Consider the following 13,170-nt stretch of genomic DNA (forward strand, 5'->3'; position numbering starts at 1 on the left):
GGAGGGCGGCGGGTGCGCGAGGGCGGACGGCGACGGCTCGGCGCCCTCGTCCTGTGCGCGGCGGCCCTCACCGGGTGCGCGGCGGCCGACGCGGACGTGGCGCCGGCGGCGGCGACCCGCCAGGCGGCCGGGCAGACCTGGTTCCTGGACTCCGGAGGCGTCGTCCCGCCGGTCCCCGACCTCTCCGAGCCCGCCGAGGTCGGCCTCTCCCCCGTCGTCCCCCGCCCCGCCGTGCCCGAGTTCGTGCCGCCGGTGGTCCCCCGGGGAGTCGGCATCGAGGACGAGCCGCCGCCCGCGGTCTGCGGCGGCTACACCAACCCGGTGCGGATCAACCCCGGCGCCACGCCCGGGCCCGGCACGGCGACGATCAGCTGGATGGCCGACGGCCGGCCCGAGGTCGTCGGCTACCGCGTCCAGGCGGTGTCGCAGACGATCGTGCCCGGTGCGCAACCCGACCCCCTCCGGCAGACCGCGGCCCAGCCGGCCGGGTGCGAGCCGGTCACCGTCACGGTGACCGGGCTGACCCGTGGCGGCGTCTACGTGTTCTGGCTGGAGGAGGCCGTGCTCGACCCCCTGACCGGCGTCACGCGGCTGGTGCAGGTGGGCACCTCCGAGGCCGTCACGATCGGCTGACCGCCCGCACGCCCACCCCGTCGGCGGAGCCCACCCGGGCGACGCCGGTGAACCCGTGCCGCTCCAGCGCGGCGGTCACCGCGCCGGTCACCCGGTCGGCGCGGGTGGGGCCGCCGGCGCCGTAGAGGACCAGGAGCAGCCCGCCCGGCCGCAGGACGTGGCGCAGCACCGCGAGCTCGGCCGCGGCGTCGCCGGTCCAGAACAGGTTCACGTCGACGCAGAAGGCCCGGTCGACGCCGTGCGCCGGCAGCTGCAGCCCGGCGAGCGTCGCGCGCACCACCGTCAGCCGGCCGGCCTCGACGTGCGCGGCGTTGCGCCGGGCGGTGCGCTCGACGGCGACCGCCGACCGGTCGACGGCCACCACCCGGCCGGTCGTCAGCCGCCGGCAGACCAGGTCCGCCGCGACGCCGGGCCCGCAGCCGACCTCGAGGACGACGTCGTCGGGGCGCGGGTCGAGCAGCTGCACCGCCCACCGCACCCGGGCGGGGACCCCGGTCACGTCTCGGCGACCCGGCCGCCGTCGACCTCCAGCCGCCGCGTCGTGCGCACGGCCTCGAGCATGCGGCGGTCGTGGGTGACCAGCAGCAGCGTGCCCTCGTAGCCGGCCAGCGCCTGCTCGAGCTGCTCGATCGCCGGCAGGTCGAGGTGGTTGGTGGGCTCGTCGAGCACCAGCACGTTGACCCCGCGTGCCTGCAGCAGGGCGAGGCCGGCGCGGGTGCGCTCGCCCGGCGAGAGGGTGGCGGCCGGGCGCAGCACGTGGTCGGCGACCAGCCCGAACTTGGCCAGCAGCGTGCGGACCTCCGCGGTGGGCAGGTCGGGCACCTCGGCGGAGAAGGCGTCCAGCAGCGGTTCGCCGCCGAGGAAGCGGCCGCGGGCCTGGTCGATCTCGCCGATCCGCACCGACGGCCCCAGCGACGCCGTCCCCTCGTCCAGCCGCACCCGCCCCAGCAGCGCGCCGAGCAGTGTCGTCTTGCCCGAGCCGTTGGCGCCGGTGATCGCCACCCGGTCGCCCCAGTCGACCTGCAGGTCGACCGGGCCGAGGGTGAAGGCGCCGCGGCGCACCACCGCGCCGCGCAGCGTGGCCACGACCGCGCCGGCCCGGGGGGCGGCCGCGATGCGCATCCGCAGCTCCCACTCCTTGCGCGGTTCCTCGACCACCTCCAGCCGCTCGAGGAGCCGCTCGGTCTGCCGGGCCTTGGCCGCCTGCTTCTCGGCGCTGGCGCGGTTGTGCGCCTTGATGAACTTGTCGGGGTCCTTCTGCTTCTTGACCGCGTCGCGGACGCCCTTGGCCATCCAGTTGCGCTGCATGCGGGCCCGCGCCTCGAGCCCGGCCTTCGTCTCGGCGTACTCCTCGTACTCCTCGCGCGCGTGCCGCCGGGCCACCTCGCGCTCGAGCAGGTAGCTCTCGTAGCCGCCGTCGTGCACCCGCACCAGCTGCTGGGCCAGGTCGAGCTCGACGACCCGGGTGACGGTGCGGGCCAGGAACTCGCGGTCGTGGCTGACCACGACGATGCCGGCCCGGGCCTGCTCGACGAAGCGCTCCAGCTGCGCCAGCCCCGCGAGGTCGAGGTCGTTGGTGGGCTCGTCGAGCAGCAGGACGTCGTAGCGGGCCAGCAGCAGCGCGGCCAGGCCCACGCGCGCGGCCTGCCCGCCGGAGAGGCCGGCGGTCTCGGCGTCGAGGGCGATCCCGGGGGCGACCTCGGCCACCACCTCGGCCGCCCGCTCCTCCAGGTCGGCGCCGCCGAGCGCCAACCAGCGCTCGAGCGCGTCGCCGTAGGCGTCGTCGGCGCCCGGCCGGCCTTCGCTGAGCGCCGCGGTGGCCTCGTCGAGGGCCGCCTGGGCCGCCGCGACGCCGGTGCGGCGGGCCAGGGTGGCCAGCACCGTCTCCCCCGCCGGCCGCTCGGTCTCCTGCGGGAGGTAGCCGATGGTCGCCGTCGGCGGGGACAGCGCGACGCTGCCGGACTCGGCGGGCAGCTCGCCGGCGAGGGTGCGCAGCAGCGTGGACTTGCCGGCGCCGTTGACCCCGACCAGGCCGACGACGTCGCCGGGGGCGACGACGAGGTCGAGGTCGGAGAAGAGGGCGCGGGCGCCGTGGCCGGCGGCCAGGCCGCGCGCGACGAGGGTGGCGCTCATGGGGGGTGCTCCCGGGGTGATCGAGGCGGACGACGTCGGTCACCGGGTCACAGCACGCGACCACTGTAGCGGGCCCGGGGCGGGCTCACCCGCCGTTTCCGTCGTCCTCCTGACCCAGCACCTCGTCGGCCATCTCGTCGAGCATCGCCTCCAGCGCCATGTCCTCGCCGTCGGCGGGGCGGCGGCGCACCAGCCAGGGCTGCAGGTGCTCGTAGCCGCGCACCGACACACGGCGCAGCGGCCGCACCCGGTAGGCCGGCAGGCCGCGCAGCCGGCGGGCCAGCTCGCGGTCGACCAGCACCGACTGCGGGTGGGCGATCGAGGTGAGCCGGCTGGCCAGGTTCACCACGGGCGAGTACACGTCGCCGAGCCGGGTGAGCACCGGCCCGTAGGCCGCGCCCACGCGCAGCGGCGGCCGGTCCTGGGCGGCCCACCGCTCGGGCAGGTCGAGGCCGATGTCGGCGGCCTCGACCGCCGAGGAGGCGGTGAACAGCACGCCGTCGCCGACCGTCTTGACCACCCGGCCGCCGTGCCGGGCGATGACCTCGGCCGCGGTGCTCTCGAAGTCCTCGACCATCCTGCCGAGCTCGCGCCCGCCCATACCGCGGCTGCGCGAGGTGTAGCCGACCAGGTCGGCGAAGCCGACCGCCAGCTCCCGCCGGTCGCCGCCCGCGCCGGCCGCCAGCAGCCGGTCGGCGTTCGCGGCCAGGTGCCGCCGCCAGACGTAGTCCTGCACGTCCCGCAGCAGGGGCAGCAGCGTGCGCGCCGCCTCGACCGCCTCCTCGGGCGTCGCCGCCCGCCCCTCCTGACCGGCCGCGCCGGCCAGGACGTCGGCGAGCATGTCGGTCTGCCAGTCGGCCAGCCGGGACAGCGCCTGCCCCATCGCGCGGGCGATGGTCGCCTCGGTCTCGGGGCCCACGAAGCCGGAGTCGATCAGCGACGTCAGCACGCCCAGCGCCGCGACGTCGGCGTCGCTGTAGGCGGGGTCGTCGTCCGGCGAGTCGGCGAAGCCGAGCGCGCGCCACAGCCGCCGGGTCCGCTCCAGCGGGACGCCCGACAGCTCGGCCACCTGCCGCCGGGTGTAGCGGCGCGGGCCTCCGAGCAGCAGCCGCTCCAGCGCCTCGCGCGCCTCGGGCCCCGGGGCCGGCCCGGGATCGTCCATGGGGTGGATGGTGCCTCTCAGGTGGTGTGCACGACCAGCACGTCGACCGCCGAGCGGCGCGTGGCGTCGGCCGGCACCGAGCCGAGGAGCCGGCCCTTGATCCCGTCGAGCCCCTTGTTGCCGACGACGAGCAGGTCGGCCTGCTCGCGCCGCACCACGTCGAGCAGCGCCTCGACCGGGGAGCCCAGCACCGCGACGGTGCGCACGTCCCCGGCCCCGGCCTGGCGGGCGCGGTCCCCCGCCGCGCGCACGGTGTCCTCGGCCGGGTGCGAGCCGACGACCTGGTAGGCCTCGTCGCCCAGCACGTCCTGCGCGCGCGACAGCTCCCGCTCGTCGGCGTCGGTGGGCAGGTAGGCGCAGGCGACGACGAGGGTGGCCCCGCAGGTCCCGGCGAGGGCGCCGGCCCGCGCGACCGCCCGCAGCGAGGACTCGGAGCCGTCGGTGCCGACGACCACGGTCCGGTACGGGGTGCCGCTCACGGCACGCAGTATATGTGACGCGCGGTACCACGTGTGGGACGGGTCACGGCGTCCCGCCCGCTCGGGGCAGGACCCGCAGCGCGACGACCGGCCGGGGCGCCGGTGGCGGGGACGCCCGGACCCGTTGTCGCCGGACCGGGGCCGGACCATGCTCCCGCCCATGTCCGCTCACCCGAAGGCGTCGGTGGAGGAGGCTCCGCGGCCGGCCGCTCGGCTCAGCACGAAGTACTACGAGCAGGAGCTGACCCGGCTGCAGGTGGAGCTGGTCAAGCAGCAGGAGTACGTCCGCGCGAAGGGGCTGCGGGTGGTCGTGGTCTTCGAGGGCCGTGACGCCGCCGGCAAGGGCGGGGCGATCCAGCGGATCACCGAGCAGCTCAACCCCCGGTTCGCGCGCATCGTCGCGCTCGCCGCCCCCACCGAGCGGGAACGGGGGCAGTGGTACTTCCAGCGCTACGTGGCGCACCTGCCCGCCCGCGGCGAGATGGTCCTGTTCGACCGCTCCTGGTACAACCGCGCCGGCGTCGAGCGGGTCATGGGCTTCTGCACCGACGAGGAGTACTGGGAGTTCCTCCGGTCCTGCCCGGAGTTCGAGCGGATGCTCGTGCGCAGCGGCATCCAGCTGATCAAGTACTGGTTCTCGGTCAGCGACACCGAGCAGGAGCGGCGTTTCCAGGCACGGCTGCACGACCCGACCAAGCGCTGGAAGCTCAGCCCGATGGACCTCGAGGCGCGCAACCGGTGGGTCGACTTCTCCCGGGCCAAGGACGCGATGCTCGCCGCGACCGACATCCCCGAGGCGCCGTGGTGGGTGGTGGAGGCGGAGGTCAAGAAGCGCGCCCGGCTCAACGTGATCAGCCACCTGCTCACCCAGGTGCCCTACGAGGACCTGACGCCCGAGCCGCCGGTGCTGCCGCCCCGCCCGCCGGTGCGCGACGACTACGTCCGGCCGCCCCGGTCGAGCCAGCACTTCGTGCCGGACGTCTGCCCCTGACGGGGCGTTCCCCCGGCGTTCCCCGAGGGTTCGCCGTCGGCGGACACGGTGCCGGCCCGGGCTGCCCCGGAACCGGCCCCCGGTGCGCTTGGATGGCACGGACCAGCCGGACCGATTCCGAGGAGAGCCCCATTTCCAGCGCCACCGCCCCCCGCGCCGATCGCGTGCGCGTCGAGGTCAGCGGGCTGACGAAGACGTTCGGCACCGTCCGCGCCGTCGACGACCTGTCGTTCTCCGTCGAACCGGGCTCGGTCACCGGCTTCCTCGGCCCCAACGGGGCCGGCAAGACGACGACGCTGCGCATGGTCCTGGGGCTGGAGACCCCCGACTCCGGCCAGGCCACCTTCGACGGCGTCCCGTACGCGGCGCTGCCCGAGCCGACGCGCACCGTCGGCGCGGTCCTCGAGACCGCCTTCCACCCCGCGCGCTCGGGCCGCAACCACCTGCGCGTCTACTGCCGCGCCGCCGGGCTGCCGCTGTCGCGCGCCGACGAGGCGCTGCACCAGGTGGGCCTCGCCGACGCCGGCGACCGGCGCGCCGGCGGCTACTCGCTGGGCATGCGCCAGCGGCTCGCCCTGGCCACCGCCCTGCTCGGCGACCCCGCCGTCCTCGTCCTCGACGAGCCGGCCAACGGGCTGGACCCCGAGGGCATCCAGTGGTTGCGCGGCTTCCTGCAGCACATGGCGCACGACGAGGGCCGCACCGTGCTCGTCTCCAGCCACCTGCTGTCGGAGATGGAGCACACTGCCGACCGCGTGGTGATCATCGGCGCCGGCCGGCTGGTCCGGGAGGGCTCCATCGCCGAGCTGCGCTCCGGCGCCGACGGCGCCGGCACCGTGCTCGTGCGCAGCCCCGAGGCGCACCGGTTGGCCGACGTGCTGCGCGCCGCCGGCCACACCGTCACCGCCGCCGACGGCGCGACGCTGACCGTGACCGGGCTGCCCGCGGCCGCGGTCGGCCACCAGGCGTTCACCGCCGGCGTCGAGCTGCACGAGCTGCGCCCGGAGAGCAGCGGCCTCGAGGAGATCTACTTCCGCCTCACCGCCGGCCAGGAGCAGTACGCCGCCTCCACACCCACGACGACCCCCACGACGTCCCAGGAGACCTCCCGATGACGCGGCTGGTGCGCGCCGAGTGGACCAAGCTGTTCACCACCCGCGTCTGGATCGGCCTGCTGATCGGCGCCTGCGTGATGGCCGGCGGGTTCGCCGCGCTGTTCACCGGGCTCGCCGGCGTGGAGCAGAACGGCCAGCCCGGGCTGCCCGCGGTCGGCACCGAGCAGTACGAGGAGCTCGTCTTCTCGGTCGCGGCCAACGCCAGCGTGCTGCTGCTGATCCTCGGCATCATCGGCATGACGCAGGAGTACCGGCACCGGACGGCGACGCCGACCTTCCTCACCACGCCCCGCCGCGGCCGCGTCGTCGCGGCCAAGGTGCTCGCCTACGCGCTGGCCGCGGTGCCGTTCACGCTGCTGGTCCTCGCCGTGAACGTGCTCGTGGTGCTGCTCTACGCCGGCGCCCGGGGCGACGCGCCGTCCCTGGCCGGTGACAACCTGCAGACCCTCACCGCGGCCGGGCTGGTCCTGGTGGTCTTCACCGTCATCGGCGTCGGCGTCGGGGCGCTGCTGCGCAACCAGGTCGGCGCGATCGTCGGCTCGCTGGTCTACCTGTACGTCGTCGAGCCGATCGTCTCCTCGATCGGCGCCATCCAGGGCGCCTACAAGTGGCTGCCCGGCGGCGCGGTGCAGGCCGTGACCTCCGACTTCCAGGCGCCGGACCTCCTGGAGCCCTGGCAGGGCGGCCTGCTGCTGCTCGGCTACGGTCTGGTGGCGGCCGTCCTGGGAACGTTCCTCGCCGTCCGGCGCGACGTCGTGTAGGTGTCGTCCCGCGGGGGTCGGCCGCGCCCGAGCACCGACGACCCGGAACGGGGCGATCGCGCATGACCACCCGCATGACGGCCCAGCGCCTGGTCCGGCTGATCGCCGACGGCGACGCCGAGGCGGTCCGCACCGCCGTCGGCGACGACCCGCGGCTGCTCTCGCGCACGGTCGAGCGGGCCGGGCACAGCGGCTGGACCCCGCTGCACGTGGCCGTGGCCGAGGGTCGGGAGGAGATCGTCCGCGAGCTGGTGGCGGCCGGCGCCGACCTGCACGCCGTCACCGAGCACGACCGGACGCCGCTGCACGTCGCCCTGGAGTTCGCGCCGCAGCTGGTCGCCGTCCTGCGCGCGCTCGGCGCCCCCGTCGACGCCGCCAGCGCCGCCTTCCTCGACGACGTCGACGAGCTCACCCGCGAGCTGGACGCCGGTGCCCACCTCGCCGACCCGGTGACCGGCGTGGACCTGCTGTCCTTCGCCGCCCACGGCGGCGCCGCGGGGACCGCCCGGCTGCTGCTCGACCGCGGCGCCGACGCCGACGGCGGCGCGCTGCACGCGGCGGCCGGCCGGGCGCACGTGGAGCTGGTCCGGATGCTGCTCGACGCCGGCGCGGACGTCGACCGCCGCGACCCCGAGAGCGGCCGCACCGCGATCCACGCGGCCGTGGCCGCCGGCGACACCGGCGACGCGCCCGAGGTCGTGCGCGTCCTGCTGGCCGCCGGCGCCGACGTCAACGCCACCACCAACGACGGCGCCAGCGCCCTCGACATCAGCCGGGTCTCGGCGGCCCGTTCCCGCAGCGCCGACGCGCGCCGGGCGACCCGGAGCGATGCCCTCGCGGAGCTGCTCGTGGCGCACGGCGCCACCGACTGACCCAGCCGCCCCAGGGGCGCACCGGGGCCGTCCCGGGCCGGTGACGGGCACGTCTCCGGCGTAGAGTCGGCACCCGGTCAGAAGACGTCCACAGACGAAGAAGGCACTCGACCCCGTGTCAAGCGTGAGCTCATCCCGGCCGTCCTCCACGAACTCCTCCTCGGTGGCGGGTTTCGGCACCAACGAGTGGCTGGTCGAGGAGATGTACCAGCAGTACCTCGCCGACCCGTCCAGCGTGGACCAGGCCTGGCACGAGTTCTTCGCCGACTACCGGCCGGGCAGCCCGGTCTCCTCCGGGCTGGACCGCGAGCAGCCCGCCCCGGCGGCGTCGAACGGCCCGGCGCCCGCGCCGGCCGCCGCTGCGGCCGCCGCGCCGGCCACGTCGAAGAGCGCCCCCGCGGCGGCGGCGACGCAGGGTTCGGCCACCCAGCAGAGCGGTCCCGCGGCCGCCCCGGGCGCCGCGGAGCCCGCGCCGCGCGCCACGGCGGTGCCCGAGCGCACCGAGGCCACGGTGGTCAACCGCGCCGCCGAGCGCACCGCCCAGCAGCAGCCGGCCGCCCCGGCCCCGAAGCCGGCGGCCGCCCGGCCCGCGCCCGCCAGGAGCGAGGCCGCCGGCGTCCAGCGCACCCCGCTGCGCGGTGCGGCGGCCAGCGTCGTGAAGAACATGAACGCCTCGCTGACCGTCCCGACGGCGACCAGCGTGCGCGCGGTGCCGGCGAAGCTGCTCGCCGACAACCGCATCGTCATCAACAACCACCTGGCGCGCTCGCGCGGCGGGAAGGTCTCGTTCACGCACCTGATCGGCTACGCGCTGGTCCGGGCGCTGCGGGACTTCCCCAACATGAACAACGCCTTCGCCGAGGTCGACGGCAAGCCCACCCTGGTGCAGCCCGAGCACGTCAACTTCGGCCTGGCCATCGACCTGCCCAAGGCCGACGGCACCCGCTCGCTCGTCGTCGCCAACATCAAGGCCGCCGAGACGATGGACTTCGCCCAGTTCTGGGGCGGGTACGAGGACATCATCCGGCGGGCCCGCGCGGGCAAGCTCACCGTCGAGGACTTCTCCGGCACCACGATCAGCCTGACCAACCCCGGCACGATCGGCACCAACCACTCGGTGCCGCGGCTGACCGCCGGCCAGGGCGCGATCATCGGTGTCGGCGCGATGGAGTACCCGGCCGAGTTCCAGGGGATGAACCCCGAGACGCTGGCCGAGCTCGCCGTCAGCAAGATCATCACGCTGACCTCGACCTACGACCACCGGATCATCCAGGGCGCCGAGTCCGGTGACTTCCTGCGCCGGATCCACCAGCTCCTGCTCGGCCAGGACGGCTTCTACGACGAGGTCTTCCGCTCGCTGCGCATCCCCTACGAGCCGGTGCGCTGGGTGCCCGACAAGCGGGTCGTCCACGAGGGGCAGATCGACAAGGAAGCCCGGGTCATCGAGGTCATCGAGGCCTACCGGCGCAACGGCCACCTGATGGCCGACACCGACCCGCTGGAGTTCAAGGTCCGCACCCACCCCGACCTCGACATCGTCGAGCACGGGCTGACCCTGTGGGACCTCGACCGGCACTTCCCCGTCGGCGGCTTCGCCGGCGAGCGCACGATGGCCCTGCGCGACATCCTCGGCGTGCTGCGCAACTCCTACTGCCGCACGGTCGGCGTGGAGTACATGCACATCACCGACCCCGAGGAGCGCGAGTGGCTGCAGAAGCGCATCGAGGTCAAGCACGAGCAGCCCGACCGTGAGAAGCAGAAGCACATCCTCGGCCGGCTGAACGCCGCCGAGGCCTTCGAGACCTTCCTGCAGACCAAGTACGTCGGGCAGAAGCGGTTCAGCCTCGAGGGCGGCGAGTCGGTCATCCCGATCCTCGACGAGGTGCTCATCGCCGGCACCGACTACGACCTCGACGAGGTCGCGATCGGCATGGCCCACCGCGGCCGGCTCAACGTGCTGGCCAACGTGCTCGGCAAGAGCTACTCGAAGATCTTCGGCGAGTTCGAGGGCAACATCGATCCCTCGACCGTGCAGGGCTCCGGCGACGTGAAGTACCACCTCGGCGCCGAGGGCACCTTCCGCAACCCGTTCCGCGACGCCTCGATCGACGTCTCGCTGGCCAGCAACCCCAGCCACCTCGAGACCGTCAACCCGGTGCTCGAGGGCATCGCCCGCGCCAAGCAGGACATCCTCGACAAGGGCGAGAGCGGCTTCACCGTGCTGCCGGTCCTGCTGCACGGCGACTCGGCGTTCGCCGGCCAGGGCGTCGTCGCCGAGACGCTGAACCTCTCCCAGCTGCGCGGCTACCGCACCGGCGGCACCGTGCACGTCGTCATCAACAACCAGGTCGGGTTCACCACCAGCCCGGCCGCCGCCCGGTCGAGCCTGTACTCGACCGACGTGGCGCGGATGATCGGCGCGCCGATCTTCCACGTGAACGGCGACGACCCCGAGGCGTGCGTGCGGGTGGCCCGGCTGGCGGTCGACTACCGCCAGGCGTTCCGCAAGGACGTCGTCATCGACCTCATCTGCTACCGCCGCCGCGGGCACAACGAGGGCGACGACCCGTCGATGACCCAGCCCCTGATGTACGACATCATCGACCGCAAGCGCTCGGTCCGGAAGCTGTACACCGAGGCGCTGGTCGGCCGCGGCGACATCACGCTGCAGGAGGCCGAGGAGGCGCTCAAGGACTACCGCGGCCAGCTCGAGCGCGCCTTCGCCGAGACCCACGACGCGCAGGACTCGGCCAAGCCGGAGCCGGTCATGGACCCCCGCACGCCGCAGGAGTCGACGGTGCGGACGGCGGTCACCCCGGAGGTCCTCAAGACCATCGGCGACGCGCACGTCTCGCTGCCCGAGGACTTCACCGTCCACCCCAAGCTCAAGCGGATGCTCGAGCGGCGCGCGGCCATGGCCAGCGAGGGCAACGTCGACTGGGCGATGGGCGAGCTCATCGCGTTCGGCTCGCTGCTCATGCAGGGCGTCCCGGTGCGGCTGGCCGGCCAGGACTCCCGCCGCGGCACCTTCGTGCAGCGCCACGCGGTGCTCATCGACCGCGAGACGGCGCGGGACTACACCCCGCTGCTGCACCTCTCCGAGGACCAGGCGAAGTTCTTCGTCTACGACTCGCTGCTGTCGGAGTACGCCGCGCTGGGCTTCGAGTACGGCTACTCGGTGGCCAACCCGAAGGCGCTGGTGCTGTGGGAGGCGCAGTTCGGCGACTTCGTCGACGGCGCCCAGATGGTCATCGACGAGTTCATCAGCTCCGGCGAGGCCAAGTGGGGGCAGCGCTCCGGCGTCGTCCTGCTGCTGCCGCACGGCCTCGAGGGCCAGGGCCCCGACCACTCCAGCGGCCGCATCGAGCGGTTCCTGCAGCTGTGCGCCGAGAACAACATGACGGTCGCCAACTGCACGACCCCGGCGAACTACTTCCACCTGCTGCGCCGGCAGGCGCTCTCCGACGTGCACCGGCCGCTGGTCGTCTTCACGCCGAAGTCCCTGCTGCGCGCGAAGGCGGCGGTGAGCCAGGTCGCCGACTTCACCGAGGGCACCTTCTCCCCGGTGCTGGGCGACCCCGGTGTCGGCGGCGAGCCGCTCGACCCGTCGGCGGTCCGCCGGGTGCTGCTGTGCAGCGGCAAGGTCGCCTACGACCTCGGCGCCCACCGCGAGGCCGAGGGCCTGGCCGACACCGCGATCGTCCGGGTCGAGCAGCTCTACCCGCTGCCCGCCGAGCAGGTCCGCGCCGAGCTCGACCGGTACCCGAACGCCCAGGACCTGGTCTGGGTGCAGGAGGAGCCGGCCAACATGGGCGCCTGGCAGTTCATGGCGATCAACCTGCCGGAGCACCTGGGCGGGCGGACCCTGCGCCGGGTCAGCCGCAAGGCGTCGGCGAGCCCGGCCGTGGGCTCGGCCAAGGTGCACGACGCCGAGCAGCGCGAGCTGGTCGCGTCCGCCTTCGCCGGCTGACGTGTACTTCACCGATCGCGGGCTCGAGGAGCTGGTCGACCGGCGGGGCGAGGAGCAGGTCTCCCTCGCCTGGCTGGCCGACCAGCTCCAGGCCTTCGTCGACCAGCACCCCGACTTCGAGGTCCCGATCGAGCGGCTGGCCACCTGGCTGGCCCGCGGCGGCACCGACGACGTCGACGAGTAGAAGGACCCCTCCGCCCCCCACCGCTCGCACGCTCGCGGCGGGACCCTGCGGAGGGGCCGCTCGGTGCGCCTTCGACGCGTCGGCGCAGGTGAGCGGCACTCTGTGTGCGTGCTCGGTCACTCACATGCCCTCTCCGGCCTCGCCGCGGGCGCGGCCACCCTGCCCTGGGCCCCCGTCCACGGCGCCGTGGCCCAGGGCGCCTGGGTGGCCGCCGCCGGCGGGTTCGCGATGCTGCCCGACCTCGACCAGCAGCGGACGACGATCTCGCGGATGTGGGGGCCGATCACCGACCTGCCCGCGGCGCTGATCAACAAGGTCTCCGGCGGCCACCGCTGGGGCACGCACGACGCCGTCCTGGCCCCGCTGGCGTTCGGGTTCCTCGCGCTGGCTGCGGCGCGGACGTTCCCCACCAGCCTGCTGGTGCTGGCGCTGGCGATCGGCCTGGCGCTGCGGGCGCTGCACTTCGTCATCCCCGGCCGCGCCGAGAACACGGTGATCGGCAACCTGGTCATCTCCTGGGGCGGGGCGTGGCTGTTCCTCGACCACTCACCGCCGCCGACGTGGCTGCCCTACGCGGTCGCGGTCGGCGTGCTGGCGCACGTCGTGGGCGACTTCCTCACCCGCGAGGGCATCCCGGTGCCGGTGGTCTGGGTGGTCCGCAAGTGCCGGATCTCCCCGATCCACCTGCGCACCGGCGCCACGGTGGAGAAGGTGCTGCTGGCCCCGGCGTTCCTGGTGGCGACCCTCGTCTTCCTGTACCTCAACACCGGCGTCTCGGCCGCGGTCGACCCGGTGGTGGAACGGATCACCGAGAGCTTCTAGCCCCCTTCTCCCGCGATCACGGGGTCCGGGACGCGACACGCCGGCCGA

Annotated in this window: 12 protein-coding genes; 8 read left to right on the forward strand and 4 right to left on the reverse strand. The window is 74.6% G+C overall.

Translation table 11 applies throughout. The features are described from left to right. Nucleotides 1-12: 12 nt before the first annotated feature. On the forward strand, nt 13-633 hold the full coding sequence (locus ACI78S_RS18635) for a hypothetical protein (protein WP_456976061.1): 621 nt from the start codon (nt 13-15) through the stop codon (nt 631-633). On the opposite strand, the gene ACI78S_RS18640 is transcribed toward ACI78S_RS18635, so the two are convergent. From ACI78S_RS18640 to ACI78S_RS18655, 4 genes are all read right to left on the reverse strand, one after another. Beyond that, nucleotides 620-1,132 (reverse strand): class I SAM-dependent methyltransferase, encoded by a 513-nt coding sequence (locus ACI78S_RS18640; protein ID WP_456976063.1) that lies wholly within the window; start codon nt 1,130-1,132, stop codon nt 620-622. The two genes, ACI78S_RS18635 and ACI78S_RS18640, sit on opposite strands and share 14 nt — an antisense overlap. Beyond that, nucleotides 1,129-2,766 carry an ABC-F family ATP-binding cassette domain-containing protein gene (locus ACI78S_RS18645; protein ID WP_456976065.1) on the reverse strand — a complete coding sequence of 546 codons (1,638 nt, stop codon included), beginning with the start codon at nt 2,764-2,766 and terminating at the stop codon, nt 1,129-1,131. The genes ACI78S_RS18640 and ACI78S_RS18645 overlap by 4 nt, the downstream gene beginning before the upstream one ends. Before the next feature lie 85 nt (nt 2,767-2,851). Next, nucleotides 2,852-3,928 (reverse strand): adenylate/guanylate cyclase domain-containing protein, encoded by a 1,077-nt coding sequence (locus ACI78S_RS18650; RefSeq protein ID WP_456976067.1) that lies wholly within the window; start codon nt 3,926-3,928, stop codon nt 2,852-2,854. Nucleotides 3,929-3,945: 17 nt separating this feature from the next. Further along, the gene (locus ACI78S_RS18655) at nt 3,946-4,407 is read right to left on the reverse strand and encodes a universal stress protein (RefSeq protein WP_456976069.1); all 462 of its coding nucleotides are present in this window, start codon (nt 4,405-4,407) and stop codon (nt 3,946-3,948) included. A gap of 160 nt (nt 4,408-4,567) precedes the next feature. On the opposite strand from ACI78S_RS18655, the gene ppk2 reads away from it, so the two are divergent. From ppk2 to ACI78S_RS18690, 7 genes are all read left to right on the forward strand, one after another. Then, entirely contained in the window at nt 4,568-5,398 is an 831-nt protein-coding gene (gene ppk2 / locus ACI78S_RS18660; protein ID WP_456976071.1) for a polyphosphate kinase 2, read from the forward strand. A 164-nt stretch (nt 5,399-5,562) separates the two neighbouring features. Then, the gene (locus ACI78S_RS18665) at nt 5,563-6,513 is read left to right on the forward strand and encodes an ABC transporter ATP-binding protein (protein WP_456976073.1); all 951 of its coding nucleotides are present in this window, start codon (nt 5,563-5,565) and stop codon (nt 6,511-6,513) included. Continuing rightward, nucleotides 6,510-7,274 (forward strand): ABC transporter permease, encoded by a 765-nt coding sequence (locus tag ACI78S_RS18670; RefSeq protein ID WP_456976075.1) that lies wholly within the window; start codon nt 6,510-6,512, stop codon nt 7,272-7,274. The genes ACI78S_RS18665 and ACI78S_RS18670 overlap by 4 nt, the downstream gene beginning before the upstream one ends. Before the next feature lie 62 nt (nt 7,275-7,336). Further along, nucleotides 7,337-8,146 carry an ankyrin repeat domain-containing protein gene (locus tag ACI78S_RS18675; RefSeq protein ID WP_456976077.1) on the forward strand — a complete coding sequence of 270 codons (810 nt, stop codon included), beginning with the start codon at nt 7,337-7,339 and terminating at the stop codon, nt 8,144-8,146. A gap of 124 nt (nt 8,147-8,270) precedes the next feature. After that, complete coding sequence (locus ACI78S_RS18680) at nt 8,271-12,116, forward strand: multifunctional oxoglutarate decarboxylase/oxoglutarate dehydrogenase thiamine pyrophosphate-binding subunit/dihydrolipoyllysine-residue succinyltransferase subunit (protein WP_456976079.1); 3,846 nt, start codon at nt 8,271-8,273, stop codon at nt 12,114-12,116. 1 nt (nt 12,117) lies between these two features. Further along, entirely contained in the window at nt 12,118-12,300 is a 183-nt protein-coding gene (locus tag ACI78S_RS18685; RefSeq protein WP_456976081.1) for a DUF6104 family protein, read from the forward strand. 108 nt (nt 12,301-12,408) lie between these two features. Then, a complete protein-coding gene (locus ACI78S_RS18690; protein WP_456976083.1) occupies nt 12,409-13,122 on the forward strand; it encodes a metal-dependent hydrolase in 714 nt (237 codons plus the stop codon). Nucleotides 13,123-13,170 lie beyond the last annotated feature (48 nt).

Source organism: Geodermatophilus sp. SYSU D00815, from assembly GCF_054050035.1.